Raw genomic sequence first — 17195 nt, 5'->3', positions numbered from 1 at the left:
CCCGGGCGAAAGCCCAGGTGCGCAAAGCCGCGGGGCCTGAAGTCCGGCCGGCCGTGACCGCCGTGGGAAGTCAGCACCGGACAGGTTCCGGGCCCACTGCGCCTTGGGCGGGCATGGGTCTTCATTTCGGAACCCCCGGGAGGTCCTCTCCGATGCTGCGGACACTGGCCCTGAGTTGCTGCCTGTTTTCCCCGCTCGCCTTCGCCTCCACACCGGAGCTCCGCACCCTGACAGGCACCCTGCACGTGGTGGCCGGCGGCCCGGGTGACCAGACGGACCCGCACGTCAGCGGACCGCGGGTGGCGTATACGAATGAGTCTCGCGGCACGAGCGAGATTCGCTACCACGACCTGCGGACCTCCGTGGACGCGGCCATCCCCAACGGCGGCGCGTTCGACTTCGTGTCGGACATCTCGGACGGCACCATCGTCTTCACGCGCGTGAGCACCTCCAGCGCCATCTACACGTTCGACGTGGACGTGGACGCGGCGCCTCGGGAGCTGGCGCCGGAGGCGGGCAGCAGCCGGCGCTCCGCGGTGATTGGTGGCCGCACGGTGGCGTGGCAGGACTTCGGCTACACCGGCGTGACGTCGCAGCCGGAGATCGCCGTGTATGATTTGGACCAGGGCACGCTCACCCGGCTCACGGATGACACGTTCCAGGACCGCACGCCCGCGGTGTCGCCGGATGGCGCGACCGTGGTCTGGGCCAAGTGCGACGAGCAGGGCCAGCGTTGCGACATCTGGCAGGCGCGGCGGAGCGCCAACGGCTTCAGCTCGCAGGCGCTGACGGGCAGCGAGGGCGAGGAGTCGCAGCCGGACACCAACGGGGACATCGCCGTCTACGCCAGCACGCGGACCCTGGATGGCGTGACGGACCGGGACATCTACTGGAAGCCCCTGAACGGCGGTACGGAGCAGCGGCTGGCGCTGCCGGGTTTGGACGCGAACCCCAGCATCAGCGGTTCGCTGGTGGCCTTCGAGCGCAGGGACCCGGCGAAGAACGACTTCGACATCGTGCTCTACGACTTGAGCACCGAGACGCTCTACGCCATCACCGAGACGCCGCAGAACGAGAGCCTCACCGACTTGAGCGTGGACGCGGACGGCACGGTGCGCGTGGTGTGGACCGTCTCGGAGAACGGCGACTTCAACGTCCACGCCTTCACCTTCAAGCTGGATGACGAGCCCGGCTGCAAGCTGGCGGCGGTGGACACGCCGTCCCCCGAGGCGGTCTGCGCGCGGCCCGGCACCTGGCCGCTGCTCGCGGCGCTGGAGGTCGCGCGCACCAGTGGCCAGCCCAACGGCGTGGCGCTCGGGTTCGCGGGCACGGGGGAGGGCGTGCTGTGCGTGGACAACGGCTACAACGGCGAGGACTCCACCGCGGGCTGGGTGTGGATCAACGGCCGCGAGCTGGTGGACCCGTCCCGCTTCAAGCAGGGCGTCTCGCTGGTGGCCACGCGCGCCCCGCTGGATGGCCACAACTCGCTGGCGGCGCTCATCTCCGGCAGGCCTGGCAGTGCCTTCCGGCTTCGCGTGTACGGGCCCCCCACCGATTGTCAGCCCGTGGCGGACACCTCCACGGGAGCCCGCGTCATTCCGGGTCGTGCGTTGAAGCCGGTGTCAGCTTCGTCCTCGGCGGTGTCGCCGGTGACCTTCGTGCCCGAGGGGCCGGTGCGTGACGCAGGGGTTCGAGGCTGTAGCACCGGCGGTGGGCCGCTGACGCTTTCCGGGGTGATCCTGTTGCTGGCGTGTTGGCTGCGTCCGAGCGCGCGGATGCGGAAGGGGCTTCGGCACAGCCACCGCGCCCTGTAGACTGTCGCGGCCCTGAACCGGTTTCTCCTCTTCGGATTGTTGCTGCTGTGTGCCCCGGCCTGGGCGGACACGCTCGAGATACTCGGGCCGTCGTCCGCCGTGGCGCCGGATGGATTCCCCGTGGCGCTCGTGCGCAAGGATTCGGCGGGCCGTCCGGTTCCGATGGGGCAGCCCACCGTGCGAGCCGATGGCGCGGAGCTGCGCGAGGACACCGCGCAGCCGCCGCTGCGCACGTTCGTGGTGGTGCCGCGTCCGGGCGCGCGTGACGTCGTGGTCCGCGCGAGCGTGGACGGGCTGGCGGCGCAAGCGCGCTACGTGCTGGGGCCGCCGGCCGCCGAGGTGCGGCTGGCGCTGGAGCCTCCCGCGCCCGTGAAGGGCAAGGACACGGAAGCGCGGCTCACCGTCCAGTGGGTCCGGCCGGATGGCACCGCGGATGACAGCGGCGCGCCGCCCGTGGTGCGTGTCAGCGTGGGGCGTGTGGAAGGACTGGAGCGGACGGGGCCGGGCACATATCGCGCGCGCTACGTCCTGCCGGACACGCGTTACCCCGAAGTGGCCATCCTGGCGGCCTTCTCCGCGTGGCCCAGTCCGCAGTCGGTGCATGGGGCCTACGGGCGCGTGCTCGTCCCGCTGGCCGCGTCCGTGACGCTGCCGGGGACGACGGAGCCCGACGCCGAGATTGCCATCGACATCGCGGGCCAGACGTTTGGTCCGGTGGCGGCCGGGCATGACGGCCGCTTCCGAGTCCCCATCATCGTCCCGCCCGGACATCGCATCGGGCAGGGGCGGGTGGTGGACAAGGCGGGCAACGTGCGGCGGATGCCCATCGACCTGCGGCTGCCGCCCACCGACGGCCTGGCCTGTGTGCTTCAGCCGCAGCGGCTCCCCGCGGACGGCGTGTCCCAGGCCCGGCTCGTCTGCGCGACGAGTGATGCCATGGGCCAGCCCGTGGACGATGCGCGCGTCACGACGCAGGTCCGCCACGGCACCTTGCGCGGCCCCACGCGCGCGCCGGGCGGACTGCTGGAGTGGCGCTACACCGCGCCGCGGAAGCTGGTGAGCGACGAGCGCATCGAAGTCGCGTGGCCTCAGCGAGGGGCCGGCTCGCGCGAGTCCCCGGCGCTGGAGCTGGTGCAAGGGCCCGTCGCGACGACCCGCCTCGAGGTGGATGAAGCGCTGGTGCACCACGGGGCTCGGACGCGTGTGGAGGTGACGGCGCGGGACGCCTTCGACCGGCCCCGGCCGGGTGCGGTGGTGGAGCTGAGCGCGCCGGTGGGGACCTTCGCTCCGGCGGAGGAGCCGCGGCCGGGGACCTTCGTCAGCACCTGGGCTCCGCCAGCCACGGGTGAAGCGACGGACATGGACCTGCGTGCTCGCGCGTGGGGGCCTTCGGGCAATGAGCCGGCGCGCATCACCGTGTGGCGGGCCGAGGGCGAGCTGTACGCGGGCGTGTCCGACCTGGCGGGTCTGCCGGTGCCGGGACAGCCGCTGCGGGTGGAGGGGCGCGAGGTGCTGACGGGCACGGACGGCACGGTGCGCCTGGGGCCCGTGCGCGCGGGGACGCTGGAGATTTCGCACGGCGTGTGGACGGGCCTGACGCGGACGGTGCATGTGTTGGGCGCGGATGGGCCTGTGTTTCCGGTGGAGCGCCCGCTGGTGCCGTCCGCCGCGTCCCACCGCGTGCGACTGGCACCTGAGATTCCGGTGAACGTGCGGCTCAAGGTGAGCGGGACGCGGGTGACGTACTGGGTGGAGGACGCGAACGGACAGGTGCTGACCGGGCGCGACGTGTTCGTCTCGCTGTCGGGTGGTGAGCGAGCCGAAGAGCGGGTGGAAGCAGGGCGCACGTCCTTCACCGTGCGCGCGCCCGAGCCGGTGAGTGTCTCCGTCGCGGATGTCGCCACGGGCGTCACGGCGTTGGCCGAGGTGCGCCCGTGATGCGCAGGTGGGCCCGCCTGTTCGCCGCCGCGCTGCTGGTGCCGTTGAGCACCTGGGCGCAGGCGCTGTCGCAGGACACGCCGTCGCAGGCCTCCACCCTCGCGGGCCGGGTGTGTCAGGACGTCGACGGCGATGGGCTGTGCGGCGCGGATGAGCCGGGGCTGCCCGACGTGCGGTTGGTGCTCACCACCGGCCGCGATGTCCGCACGGACGCGCGGGGCCGCTTTCACATCACCGGCGTCGATGCCCGCGTGCCGGACGCGGCGGGCGGGCTGCACCTGCGGCCGGGGCGTCAGCGATTGAAGGTGGATACGCGCTCGTTGCCTGTCTCAAGCCGGGTGAGCCCGGAGGCGGCGACGGTCGAGGTCCCCTGGGGCGCTGTCGTCCTCCAGGACTTCGCCGTGCGCAGCGTCGCCGTGGAGGCCGCGCCCGTGCGGCGCTCCTTCACCAATGCGCCGCCCGTGGCGGAGGTCACGCCTGGGCAGGGCGCCGTGCGCTTCCGTGTCGCGGGACAGGCCTCCGCGGGCGACGCCGTCACCGTGTCGGGTGTGGCCGCCCAGGTGGACGCGAAGGGGGCATGGCAGGCGTTGGTGCCGCTCGTCGCGGGAGAGAACCCGCTGTCCATCACCGCCACGGGGGCCCAGGGCACGGTGCGCCTGTACCGCCAGCGCGTGGACGTGGTGCCGCGTGACGGCGGCTGGCTGGTGGCTCCCAGGCCGGTGGTGCCCCTCGCCACGCTCCAGTTGCCCGCGGGCCGTGACGTTCCGGCGGCCAGTGGCGCCTCCCGCGTGCGGGTCGAGGCGCCCATGGGCACGCGCGTCCGCACCCCCGAGGGCGAAGTGGTGGTGGGGCCCGAAGGCCGAGTGGATGTCCTGGTGGTGTTGTCGCCGGGGCGCAACCTGGTGCCTGTGCGGCTGTCGCTGCCGGATGTCCCGCCTCGCGACGAGACGCTGGAGATCGCCGCCGCGGTGCGCCCCTTCGCCGTGGGCCTGCTGGACCTGGAGGCCACGTATGCGCCGCGAAATGGCGACGTGCAGTTGCGGGGGCGTGGCTCTGCTCACGCCGAGCTACGGCTGGGCGCGGTGGACCTGGTGGGCGAACTGGACCTGCGAGACACGGATGGCCGCACGTTGAACGGAGCCAGCCTTCCGGACTGGCTCCGCCCGCGCATGCCGGAGCGCTTCGACCGCGCCGCCGACCCGGACCTGGCGCCCGCGGAGTGGGGCGATGACTCGGTGTCGCTGACGCCCAATGCCGCGGAGGCACGCCTTCGGTTCGAGGCGCGTCACGCGGAGCACGGCCGCGCGGGCCTGGGCACCTACCGCGCGCAGCTTCACGACCGTGAAGTGGGCCGCTATCACCGTCCGCTCTTCGGCCCCTACGCGGAGGTCCATGCCGGCGAGGAGAAGGCGCGCGTGGGCGTGAAGGCGTTTGGCGGGAGCCTGACGGATCCGGTGCGGCAGGTGTCCGCGGTGCCCGCGCACGAGGAGCTGCGCGCCACGGGCGGCAGCCTGTACTACCTGGGCGCGGCGTCGGTGGCCGAGGGCTCGGAGCTGGTGCGCGTGGAGCTGCGGGACGGCGTCACCGGCCTTCCGCTCGGCGAGCGGCACCTCATTCGCGGCATCGACTACGACATCGACTACTTCGCCGGACGCATCCTCCTGGCGCGTCCGCTCTCCTTCCTCGCGGGCGAGGCCTGGCTGCGGACCAGCGCGCCCACGGAGTCACCGGAGCCGGTGCTGGTGGTGGACTACGCCGCGCTGCGCATCGCGGACGCGGGCGACACGGCGGGCGGTGAGGTGTGGGGCGAGTGGCGCGGCTCGCGGCTGGGACTGGGCGCGGTGCGCGAGGGCCGGGAGGGACGGCCGTACACGCTCTACACGGGGCGCGCGAGCACGGCGCTCGGTGGTTACCGCATGGCGGCGGAGGTGGCGTCCAGCCGTGGCACCGCCGTGGAGGCTTCGTTCTTCGGCGTCTCGGATGACGGTGGCCTCAGCTTCATCCGTCCCCGGCGGGACCTGGGCACTGGCGCGGAGGCCGTGAGTCTCCAGCTCTCAGGTCCGGGGCTTCGTGGTGAGGGCTCGGTGGACGCGGCGTTCCGCCTGCGCGGGCGGGGCTTCTCCGATGGCGCGCACACCGACGCGGCGCGCTTCCGGCAGTCGTCACTCCGTGTGAGCCAGCCGCTGGGCCGGCTCCGGTTGACGTTGCTGGCGGACGAGCGGCGCTCGGCCGACCCGCGGGAGCCCTTCGTGGACAGCCCGTTCTCCGCGCGCGTCCTGGCCGCGGGCGTGGGTTGGGAGGAGCCACGGTGGGGCGTGCGCGCGGAGGTCCGCGACTCGCGGTTGAACGCGGCGCAGGTGGCGGGCGTGGGGCCCTCGCTCTTCGGTGGCCGCACCTCCGCGGGTGTGGCGGGCTCGCTGCGGGTGTTCGAGCGGCTGCAGCTCCGCGCCGCGCATCGGCAGGCCCTGGCCCTGCATGGCGAAGGGCCTGGACGCTTCGATGACACCTTCACGTCCGCGGGCGTGGACGTCGAGGTGGACCGGACCACGCGCGCTGGCGTGTTCGGAGGCTGGGGGCCGGAGCTGGGCCCCCGGGCGTGGGCGAACGTCGAGTCCCGGCGGGGCCAGGACGTGTTCTATGGCGGATACTCCGTCGACGTGGACGGCCCTGACTTCGGCGCGGGGCGGACGCTGACAGGGGCGCGCACCGAGCTGCCGGAGAGTGGCACCGCGCTCTTCGTGGAGGACGTGGGCTCACACGACGCGACGGCCGTGCGGCTGGCTCGCGCCGTGGGCTTCCAGCAGCAGGTGACGGGCGGCTTCAGCGTGGGCGCGCGCTACGAGCGCGGCGTGCGCAGCCTGCTGGACGTGGACAGCCCGCTGGAGCGCGAGGCGGGCGGTGTCTTCGGGCAGCTCGTCCTGGCCCGCCTGCGGCTGGACGGGCGGGTGGAGCTTCGCCGGGAGGAGGGCACGCCGGAGCGGGGCGCGGCCACCGCGGTGGACCGGCTGCAGGCGGTGGTGGCGTTGGCCGCGCAGGCGCAGTTGCTGGAGGACGTGACGGCCTCCGGGCGGGTGGACTTCGCGCGCACCGTCAACGCGGAGGTGCTGGAGACGCGGCTGGTGGAAGGCTACGCCGCGGTGGCGTGGCGGCCGGGGCCCTGGCTGGTGGTGGCGCGCTACGGCATCACCCGGGAGCTGCTGCCCGGCGTCCGGTCCGCCTTTGGTGACCGGGCCCTGCAGACGCTCTCCCTCTTGCCCGCGGTGCGCCTGGGTGACCGGCTCTCCGTGGCGGCGGGCCTGCATGCGGGGCACACCCGGGCGGAGGACTCAGGGCGTTGGGTGTGGACAGGCACCCTCCGTCCCGCGGTGCGAATCGTGGGTGGGCTGGAGCTGGGCGCCGAGCTGGCACGGCGAACGGCGTCTCCGGAGGGCGAGCGGCTGACCGCGGTCCGTGCGGAAGTCGCCTATCGGGTCGATGAACGGCTGCGCCTGGCCACCGGGTACACACTCCTGGGCTTCAGTGGCTTGGGTTTGTCCCCCGACTCAGCGGACAATCAGGACCGGCTCTACCTGCGAGCCGAAGTGGCCTACTAGGAGCAAGCCGTGCGTTCCCTCGTCATCTTCAGCCTCTGCCTGGGTGTGGCCACCGCGGCACGCGCCGAGTGGGACGTGACAGAGGTGCCGGGCATCGCCCGCACGGTGGATGTCTTCGCGCCGGGCGTGTACGCGGTGAGCACCTCGACGCAGGCGGAGCTGTACGAGGACGGCATCCAGTCCGTCGTCTTCCTGCACAGCGACGTCTTCGGCACCTTCCTGTCTCCGGCGGGCTGCTTCGCCGCCGTCGTGCGCCCCGGTGACATCATCAGTCACCAGAACTGCCGTGCGGCCGGCAACATCATCCCCCCGGACCCGGTGAACACCGTGGTGGGCATCCGGCGGGTGAAGCACACCTTGTCCGGTGCGGGCTATGCCTCGGTGGCCCTCTCCGACGGTGGGCTCGCCCTGCTGACGGCGTCAGCGGGCCTCGAGGGGCCCACGCCCTGGACGCTGCTGAGCGTCGACGCGGGCCTCCTGTCCTCCACGGACGTGCTGGGCGTGACGGAGACGTCGGATGGCGTGCCCCACGCCCTCTTCAGTGTCACCGGTGTCTCCCGGACGGAGCTCCTCTGGTACACGGGGGACAGGCGTCAGGCGGAGCTGGTCGTTCCGCCGCTCTTGACCAGTCAGTCCCCGCGCACGGTGGACCTCTTCGGCGGAAGCGGCCCACATCCCATCGCGCTGTTCGGCAATTCAGACGGTCTGTTCCGGGGACCGCTGGACCCGGCCGGGACGACCTTCTCCACCGTGCTGTTGCCCGACAGCATGCCCGTCAGCATCACCTCGGTGGACGTGAACACGGGCAATGGCAGCGTCCATGGCGAGGGCTTCGGCCTCGCGGTGGGCGTGGGGACCAACGGGGAGCCGGTGGTGCTGGGCGCCGTGCCCGCCAGCAGCGCGGACAACGCGGGGACGCAGTGGCGGTTCCACCCGGCCTTCGAGGGCTCGGCGCTTCCAGGCGCTTCCCAGGCGACGCCGCTGGAGGTGTCGTGCGTCGGCTCTTCGTTCTGCCTGTTCATCCTGGACCAGCCGGGCTTCAACGTCGTGACGTACGTCAACGCCCACGCGCCCGTGCTGGACGTGGGGCCAGCGCCCATCGTGGTGAATGAGACAGGGACGGCGACGGCCCGGTTCACCGCCACCGACGCCGACTTCGACGCGGTGCGGGTGTCGGTGGATACCGCGTCAGCGCCAGGCGCGGACCTGATTGGCGTCAACATCGTCGAGCGTCCTGACCAGCTCGACGTGACGCTCGTCCCGCAGCGGCCCGTCTGCAAGGACGAAGAGGGACTCCTGCACGTCTACGCCTCGGACGGGCTCGCGTCCCACGACGTGCATTCCACCGTGGCCTTCCGGGTGGTGAACACCCTGGGGCCCGCGCGGCCCACGGTGTCGCCCCTGCGAGCGTCGACGACCGCGTCGGGCGCGTCGCGGGTGTTCACCGCGCAGCCGGCGACGGAGGCGTGTCCGGCGGTGCGCTATGTCTGGGCTCCCGTCTCCGGCCAGTCGGGCGCACCGCCGCTCTCCACGGATAGCGGCGCCCAGGTCCAGGCGACCTTCACGCCGCCAGACGTGCTGTGCGAGGCGTCGGGGGCCAGCTACACCTACGAGGTCCGTGGCGTGGACGAAGGCGGCGTGACGTCCAGCGCCATGGCCATCTTCACCGTGGACGTCGCGCCATGGGGCCGGCCGCTGGTGCCCTTCGCTCCGGGCTGGGAGCGGACGCTCACGTCGGGCCCAGGCGCCAGCGTGGACGTAGCCCCGGATGCGCTGCACACCTGCGTGGGGACGCCCGGCTTGCCGGCCGTGGCCACGGAGTGGCGCCTGAGCGCTTCCGGTTCGGGCATCCCCGAAGGTGTCACCGTGAGGACCGCGGATGACGCGGCCGTCACGCTGGACGCGCCGGTGTCGAGCGAGCGCCTGCGCGTCGAGGCCGCGGAGTGCGCGCACGGGACGCTGTCCCTCACCGCCAGGAATCGGATTCCCGTCACCGGCGGTGGCACGCAAGACAGCGCTGACGCCGAGCTCCGCGTCCGGGTGGAGCCCTCCCTGGAGGACGTGGCCACGGGCAGCCTGGAGCTGGGCGTGGTGCCGTCGGGCGACGGGCACGTGGACATCTCCCTGGACACGTCGCTGAACTGCGTGGACGCGCGCACGCTGAAGGCGCGGATGTTCCTGGAGACGCTGAGCGGTGAGGCCCTGGACTCGGCGGTGGTGCCGGTGCCCGGGACGTGGCGCCCCACGCTCCCGCGCTCCTGCACCGTCGAGGCCTACCGCGTGCGCGGTGAGCTCTTCGACGACGGTGAGGGGCCGGTGCGCGAGGGCGGCCGTGCCCAGGCGGAGGTGCCCAATCAGCCCCTGCCGGCGCGGCTGGGAGCGCTCGAGGCCGGGGCGCTGGTGGCACGCTGCGGCGAAGGCGCGAGCGCCACGCTGACGCAGACGATTCCGGCCGATGCCTGCGGCGACGTGGCCATCTCCTGGTCACAGGTGGCGGGGCCCGCGCTGTCGGAGGTCTCCCTGGCGGGCCCGCGCGTCACGGTGAGCACGCAGGAGACAGGGCTGGAGGCGCTGGTGGGCCAGGCCATCACCCTGCGCGTCCTGGCTGACGCGGGCGGGAGCAACACGGCGACCACGGACTACGTGCTGCCGATTACCTCCGAGCGGTTCGTGGACGTGCGTCACACGATGGAGTCCCCCACGGCGTCGGAGAAGGGGCTGGTGGGCGTGGTGGTGGAGCTGCGCAACACCTCCGAGTGCGAGGTCGGCGGCCTCCGCTACCTGGAGCAGGTGGACGGGCTGGAGTGGGTGCCCGGCAGCGTGAAGCTGGACGGCGTCGCGGTGGAGGCGCAGGCGGTGGACGGTGGCTTCCGGGTGGAGGACCTCCGGCTGCTCGCGCAGGGCACGCGGACGCTGACGTACGTGGGCCGCTCGCCGCTGCTGTCCACGCCGCGGCTGGGCGGGCAGATGACCCTCAACGGCGTGCCCGTTTCGGGAGATGCCGCGGCGCCGCCTCCGACGTCGGGATGCGGCTGCTCGGGCGGTGGCTCGGGGGCGGCCGTCTTCGGGCTGGCGGCGCTGGCACGGGTGCTGCGCCGCCGGAAGTAGGGCGGCGGCTACAGCCCGAAGGTGATGCGGTGACGGCGGCTCGGCGTGTCGGGCCGCTCCTCCAGCACCCCCAGGAGCTCCAGGCCCCGCAGCGTGGCCAGCGTCTGCCGCTCCGGCAGATCCGTGAGGGCGAGCAGGTCCTCCACCGTCTTGCTTCCGTCCGCATACGCCAGCACCAGGGCCTGGGCCCCTTCGAGCTTCAGCTCGTGCAGGCCGTAGGGCGCATCGGCGGTGGGGAACAGCCGGCGCGAGCGCGGCAGGTGCTGACGCAGCGTCACCAGCGTCTCCGTCTTCGCCACGCCCTCCAGCACCAAATCCCCGGGGAAGACGGACAGCTTCACCAGGTCCGTGCGGCGAGGGCGCATGGCGCTGAAGCCGTAGCCGCCTTCCTTCCACGTGAAGGTGGACCAGATGATTTCCTTCACCTGCTCCACCAGCAGTTGCTTTCGCTGGGCCGCGTCCATCAGGCCCAGGCGCAGCATGGCCTCGCCGGTGCGCAGGCCGTGCTCCTTCGCGTAGGCGGTGACCTCGGCGAGCCGGGCCTCGGGCAGCACGCCCTGGCGGAGGCAGAAGCGGCCGAAGCGCTCAGCGGCGAGGTTGGACGCGGCGTACACGACGCGGCCGGACTCGAAGTAGACGACCTTGAGCACCTGGCCCTGTTGAAGCTTCAGCTCGCCGTGGTGGCGGGCCTCGTAATAGGCGTTGAGCAGCCGCGCGACGGTGGTGTCCCCCAGCACGCCGCCCAGGGACCATTCGGGCAGCGCGCGCCTGGGCGGCGGCGTCGAGGGCGTGGCGGTCTCACTCCACACCTGCTGGCGCCGGCCGAAGGGCAGGGGCAGGGCGTGCTCCGCGTCCGCGGGCTCTGGCAAAGGGTCCGTACTGGGGACGACCTGCAGGGGCTCGGCGGTGTCGCCGGACTCGGGGGGGAGCTCTTCCAGCACGATGAGGTCCTCGGCATCGAGCAGCTCGTCCAGCAGCACGCTCTCCGCGATGGGCGGGGGAGCGCGGGGTTGAGGTGCAACGCCACCGGCCTGCTCCAGGGCCTCCATGACGGTGATGAGCTCGAACGGCTTCTCGAAGAAGGTCCGGGCGCCGTGGACCTGCACGGCCTCCTGGGCGAAGCGGTCCCCTTTGTACACCCCGCTGACGGCGATGGCGGGGATGCCATGGGCCCGCAGCGCGCCCAGCACCTCGCTGCCCCGGATGTCCGGGAGCAGCAGGTCCACCAGGGCCGCGTCCCAGGGCTGTCCGGGGCCGAGCGCCTCCAGCGCGGCCTCGCCGGTGGCCGCGGCCGTCGCGTCATGTCCCCGGCTTTGCGCCAGGGCGACGATGAGGGAGGCCAGCTCGTGATTGTCTTCGACGATGAGCAGTCGCGCCATGGGCGCGCAGACCATAGCATCCGCGCCATGGACGTTCAGGGCTTCCACCACGTGGCCATCCAGGCGCGGGACATCGAGCGCGTCACCGGCTTCTACAGAGACCTGCTGGGCTTTCCGGAGTTGACCCGTCATCTCCGTCCGGACGGCTCCCTGCGGAGCATCTGGGTGGGCGTCCCCGGGGGAGGCTTCCTGGCCATCGAGGCGGCGGGCGGCGAGCCCGTCTCCACGCCGTTCCGCCACGAGGCGCCGGGCCTCCTGCTGCTGGCGTTCCGGATTCCGAAGGTCGCCCGGGCGGGGGTGGTGGACACCTTCGCCCGCGCGGGCGTGCCGCTGGAGCACGAGACGCGGTGGTCGGTGTACGTCCGGGACCCCGAGGGCAACCGCGTGGCGCTCAGCCATCACCCGGAGGATTAAACGCACCGTCCCACGGGTGCGGGTGTGCTTGCGGAGCGGGACGGGGCACGGCTACAAGCGGCCCCATGCGCCTGGGTGAACAGCTCCTGAAGGATGGTCTCGTCACCGCCGAGGGACTCGAAGAAGCGCTCGAGGCCCAGGTGGTGCATGGCGGGCGGCTGGGAACGAACCTGGTGGAGCTGGGGCTGCTGTCGGAGGTGGACCTGGCGAAGACGCTGGGCAAGGTCCACAACAGCGCGTTCGCGTCCGGGGAGATGGTTCCGGACCCCAAGGCGATGGAGCTGGTCTCCTCGAACCACGCGGACGACAAGGAGTACCTGCCCATGCGGGTGGACGCGACGCGGGTGAGCGTCGCCGTCGTGAACCCACATGACTTCGCGACGCTGGACGGGATTGCCTTCAAGACGGGCAAGCGCGTGGTGCCGGTGGTCATCCCCGAGTTCCGGATGAACCAGCTGCTGCGCCGCTACTGCAAGGCGTTCCGGCCGCTTCGCGCCATCGACATGAACGCGGTGCGGCCCCGGCCCGCGCCGGGCGCGCGGGCGGAGCTGGCCAAGGCCGCGGAGACGCCGGCGGACTTGATGAGCGAGGAGGAGTTCCAGTCCGTCTACGCCTCCGCCCTGCGCGGTGGCGCCGACTACGAAGGGGACATGGGCGAGGAGGAGATCATCACCGGCGTGGAGGTGCTGGAGGCCGCGCCCGAGCCGGTGGCCCCCGTGCCTCCGCCGGCGACTGTCCATCCGCAGGTGCCCGTGGCTCCGCCACCGCAGGCCATCGTCGTTCCGCCGCAGAGGGTTCAGCCGCCCGTGTCGCCCGAGCTGGGGGCGCCGCCGCCGCCCGTGCAGGTGCCGCGCGCACCGGAGCCGCCGCCGACGCCGCTGACCTTCGCGGAGGCGCAGGCGGAGCTGGCGCGCAGCTCGGACCGCGAGGACGTGGCGCGCACGGTGCTGCGCTTCGCGCTGGGCAAGTGGAAGCGGAACCTGCTGCTGTCGGTGCAGGGCAGCCTCGTGACGGGCTGGCATGGCATGGGGATGGGCGTCCGCGACGCGGTGGTGCGTCGCATCGGCGTGCCGCTGCGGGAGCAGAGCACCTTCCGGCTCGTGCGGGACACGCGCTCGCACTACATCGGGCCCGTCCGCCGCGACGCGGCCATGGGCGTGTTCTACAAGCTGCTGGGGCACGGGTTCCCGAAGACGGCCGTCATCCTCCCGCTGCTGGTGCGCGGCAAGGTCGTGCACCTGCTCTACGTGGACAACGGCCCGGACCAGCTCACTCCGCCAGACGTGGGCGAGCTGCTCATCCTCTCGCAGAGCGTGGGCCGCTCGTACGAGGCGATGATGCGGCGCCGCAAGAGCGCGTAGGACGTCACGCGCTCGTCGCGGAGTGGCTTCAGGTGGGCAGCTCCTCCACCTGGAACGTCATGCCCGCGCGGCGCAGGCGCTCCACCAGCCGCATGCCCATGGCGGAGGCCGGCGTGAGCACGCCGCCCATGGCCGGCGTGTCGTCGAAGGCGAGGCACAGCGCGGACTCGGCGAGCATCCGCGACGTGGCCGCGTAGCCTGGGTCTCCCCGCGCCGCCACCTTGCCCGTCAGCCGCACCTGCTCGCCGGTGCGAGGCGAGGTGCCTTCGCCGCGAAGCTGCGCGACGAAGAAGCCCTTCTCCCGGGCCTCTGGGGACGGGCCTTCACCCGGCGCGGGGAGGACCTTCTTCTCCAGCAGCGCGCGCAGGGGCTTCACCTGCATCGCGGCGACGAGGCCTCCCAGGCCCGCGGTGACGCTCGTGGCGCGTAGCAGGCCCTTGGGCCCGGCGCCGTAGCTGGCGACCTCCGCGTACCGGAAGTGCTCTCCCCACGGGTGCCCGAGCAGCGCGTTGCTGCGCCGGACGACGCGTGTATTCACCGTCGCCATGAAGAACGGGCCCGTCCACTGGCCCAGCTCCTGGCTGTAGTGGAGGCCCAGCGCGTCCTTGGACTCGGGCCGAAAGGGGCCTGGGACGGGGTCCAGCGCATGCGGGTGGGCCATGATCTTCCGCACCGAGCGGTCCGTCGTGGCTTCCTCCATCGCCTGCACCATGCTGGCCGCCGTGCCGCCGCTGGCGCCGCCCCGCATGGGGCCCATGTAGAGGCGGACGGCGTCCAGGTGCCCGCCGTGGCGCTCCCGCATGTGCTCCTGCATCATCAATACGCCCAGGTCCGACGGAATCGAGTCGAAGCCACAGGTGTGGACGATGCGTGCGCCGCGCTGCCGGGCCTGTTCGTGGTGGGCGTCAATCATCCGCCGCATCCACTGCACTTCACCCGTCAGGTCGCAGTAGCTGACGCCGGCCCGGACACACGCGGCGACGAGCTCGCCGCCGTAGCGTGCATAGGGGCCCACGGTGGTGCAGACCACGCGGGTTCGGGGAACCAGGGCATCCAGTGACGCGGTGTCGCGCGCATCCGCGATGAGCAGCGGAAGCTCCGCGAAGGTGGGCGCAATCGCCGCCAGCCCCTGCCGGACCTGCTCCAGCTTGCCGAGGTCGCGTCCCGCGAGGGCCCACCGCGCGCGGTGGCTGTCCTGGGTCCTGGCGAGATATTCGGCGACCAGGCGTCCGGTGAAGCCGGTGGCGCCCCAGACGATGACGTCGAACTCCGTGGCGGAGGTGTTCATGGGCGCGGGAGTCTGGTCGCGCCCGGTGGGCACCGCAACCGCGGCGTGAAGCCAATGTTCACGCCGCGGAGCTTGCCACCCCGGTCACTCCTCTTCGGGCTGCTCGAAGTTGACGTCGAAGCTGACGCGCTGGCCAGGCTCCACCTTGAACGTCTTCTGCCAACGGGAGCCGGTCACGATGACGAGGAGCTGGTGTGTGCCTTCGTACAGGTCCAGCTCCTCGATGGGCGCCGCGCCGATGAGGCGGCCGTCCACCGTGACGATGGCGCCCTCGGGGGCGCGCACGTTCACGAAGCCCTTGTTGAGGAAGATCTGCTGCGAGGAGCGGCCACCCGCCGGCACGGTGATGACCCGTGTCGTCTGGATACCGAGCACCGGGTTGCTGAGCGTCAGGACGTGACGGCCCGCGGGCACGGCCGCGGAGACGGGCGTGCGGCCCAGGTACTGGCCAGGAATGGAGACCTCCACGCGCGGGTCCACGGTGACGTCCAGCGTGCCCATGGGGATGCCGGCGTCCACGGGGCCCGCATCCAGCGTCACACCCGCGTCCACGAGCAGGGCGTCGGTGACGCCCGCGTCCTCGAGCTTGGCCTCGATGTTGGAGGGCAGCCGGTTGAGCACGACGGCCGCCGCGCCCACCGTGAGCGCAAGCCCGATGCCCACGAAGGCCATCCAGGTGCGCGACGACTTCTGCGCGGGGGCTCCCGTGCCCGCCGGGCCGGTGGGAACAGCGGCTCCGGCGCTGACGTGAGTCCCTGTGTCGGACTGCGCCTGTGCGCCCGCGCCGGAGTGACGCTGTTCGCCCGCGCCAGCCTGCGACGGGCCACCCGCGCCGGAGTGCGCCTGCGCGCCCGCACCGGGCTGCGCCTGCGCGCCCGCGCCAGCCTGCGACGGGCCCCCCGCGCCGGAGTGCGCCTGTGCGCCCGCACCGGGCTGCGCCTGCGCGCTTGCCGGCACCTGCGCGCCCGAGCCGGACTGAGTCTGTGCGCCTGTGTTCGGCTGTGAGCCCGCGCCGGACTGAGTCTGTGCGCCTGCGTTCGGCTGTGAGCCCGCGCCGGACTGAGTCTGTGCGCCAGCCTGACCCTGTCCGCCCGCGCCAGCCTGCGCGTGGTCCCCAGTGCCGCCCACCGCCGAGGCGGCCTGCGCGGTGACACCGGCCGCCGAGCCACTTCCAGCCTGTGCACCCGAACCCTCGGACGCGCCCGAAGCCAGCAACTGTCCCGGCAGCTCCGGCCACTTCGCGGGCATCAGGCCCGGGGGCAGGGCGCCGCGCGCGAGGAACTCGGCCACGGCGGGCGGAGCGATGCCGGCCTTCTGCATCACCTCCGCGATGCCCGCTTCAATCACCCGCCGCCGCGCCGCGCGAGCCTCGCTCTCGGGCGGGAAGTACTTCGACATGAACTCCGAGAACTCCGCATGCGTGGGCAGGGTGCCGACGGCCTCGACCACGGCCTCGCGGAACGCAAGCGCCGTCGGGTACCGCTCCTTCGCCCGCTTCGCCGTCGCCCGGCGCAGCACCGCGTCCAGCTTCAGCGGCACGTCCTGCGCCATGGGCGGCAGCGACCGCGTCAGCACGGCCTTGTCCGGGTCCGCCGCGTCCTTGAAGGGAATCTTCCCGGAGAGGCACTCGTGCAGCACGAGCCCCAGGAGGAACACATCCGACTGGACGTTGACCGCCTCGCGTCCACCGAGGAGCTGCTCGGGCGCGCTGTACATGCGCCGGTTCTTCACGCGCTTGCCACCGCGCTCACGCGGGGCCACGCCGAGCGCGCCATAACCCGTCACCTTCGTCAGCCCGCCGAAGGAGATCATCAGCGTCTCGGGCCGGACATCACCGTGCACGAAGGGCGTGCCGTCGTCATTGCCGGCGACGTGCGCGTAGTGCAGGCCCACGGCGGCATCCGCCACGACGAGCGCCGCGAAGTGCGGCGGCAGGCGAGGGTGGGCCTCCAGCAGACGACGCAGGGGCTCGCCGTCCGCGAACTCGGTGACGCGGGCCAGTCCGCCATCCTGCTCGGCCAGGGCGTAGACACGGAGGATGTGCGGATGCTCGAAGACGAGCGCGCGAGCCGTCTCGCGACGCAGGGTCGCCTTCAGCTCGGGGTTCTGCACGACATCTTGCGGCGCCCAGATGAGCACCACGGGACGGGGAGATGCGCCGTCCTCCAGGGCGAGTCCGAGGAAGGCGCGTGAGCCTTCCCCGGCCAGCAGGGGACCGAGGGACTGGTAACGGACGGAACTCATGACTCCGCATGTTAGTGCGAGTCACGTGGGTCCTGAAATACGGGGAGCCCATCGCC

At 72.5% G+C, this 17195-nt stretch carries 9 protein-coding genes; 6 read left to right on the top strand and 3 right to left on the bottom strand.

Annotated features, from left to right (window positions below; translation table 11 throughout):
- Positions 1–152 precede the first annotated feature (152 nt).
- The 4 genes from HV824_RS02620 to HV824_RS02605 are packed head-to-tail and all read left to right on the top strand — an operon-like array spanning position 153 to position 10453.
- Complete coding sequence (locus HV824_RS02620; RefSeq protein WP_217917031.1) at positions 153–1814, top strand: hypothetical protein; 1662 nt, start codon at positions 153–155, stop codon at positions 1812–1814.
- A 36-nt stretch (positions 1815–1850) separates the two neighbouring features.
- Entirely contained in the window at positions 1851–3752 is a 1902-nt protein-coding gene (locus HV824_RS02615) for a hypothetical protein (RefSeq protein WP_176415212.1), read from the top strand.
- A complete protein-coding gene (locus HV824_RS02610) occupies positions 3752–7345 on the top strand; it encodes a flagellar motor protein (RefSeq protein ID WP_217917030.1) in 3594 nt (1197 codons plus the stop codon). The genes HV824_RS02615 and HV824_RS02610 overlap by 1 nt, the downstream gene beginning before the upstream one ends.
- 9 nt (positions 7346–7354) lie before the next feature.
- On the top strand, positions 7355–10453 hold the full coding sequence (locus HV824_RS02605; protein ID WP_176415210.1) for an MYXO-CTERM sorting domain-containing protein: 3099 nt from the start codon (positions 7355–7357) through the stop codon (positions 10451–10453).
- 8 nt (positions 10454–10461) lie between these two features.
- On the opposite strand, the gene HV824_RS02600 is transcribed toward HV824_RS02605, so the two are convergent.
- Entirely contained in the window at positions 10462–11847 is a 1386-nt protein-coding gene (locus HV824_RS02600) for a DUF4388 domain-containing protein (protein ID WP_176415259.1), read from the bottom strand.
- A 12-nt stretch (positions 11848–11859) separates the two neighbouring features.
- Between HV824_RS02600 and HV824_RS02595 the strand changes: the two genes are divergently transcribed.
- Positions 11860–12246 (top strand): VOC family protein, encoded by a 387-nt coding sequence (locus tag HV824_RS02595; RefSeq protein WP_176415209.1) that lies wholly within the window; start codon positions 11860–11862, stop codon positions 12244–12246.
- Between the two features lie 65 nt (positions 12247–12311).
- The gene (locus tag HV824_RS02590; protein WP_176422584.1) at positions 12312–13607 is read left to right on the top strand and encodes a general secretion pathway protein GspE; all 1296 of its coding nucleotides are present in this window, start codon (positions 12312–12314) and stop codon (positions 13605–13607) included.
- A gap of 28 nt (positions 13608–13635) precedes the next feature.
- On the opposite strand, the gene HV824_RS02585 is transcribed toward HV824_RS02590, so the two are convergent.
- Complete coding sequence (locus tag HV824_RS02585) at positions 13636–14895, bottom strand: trans-acting enoyl reductase family protein (RefSeq protein ID WP_176415207.1); 1260 nt, start codon at positions 14893–14895, stop codon at positions 13636–13638.
- Positions 14896–14979: 84 nt separating this feature from the next.
- Complete coding sequence (locus tag HV824_RS02580) at positions 14980–17139, bottom strand: PEGA domain-containing protein (RefSeq protein ID WP_176422583.1); 2160 nt, start codon at positions 17137–17139, stop codon at positions 14980–14982.
- Positions 17140–17195 lie beyond the last annotated feature (56 nt).

It is taken from the genome of Myxococcus sp. AM009, assembly GCF_013372605.1.
GTDB lineage: Bacteria > Myxococcota > Myxococcia > Myxococcales > Myxococcaceae > Myxococcus > Myxococcus vastator.
Note: the sequence above shows the minus strand (reverse complement) of the source record. Positions and strands in the feature narration are given on the sequence as shown.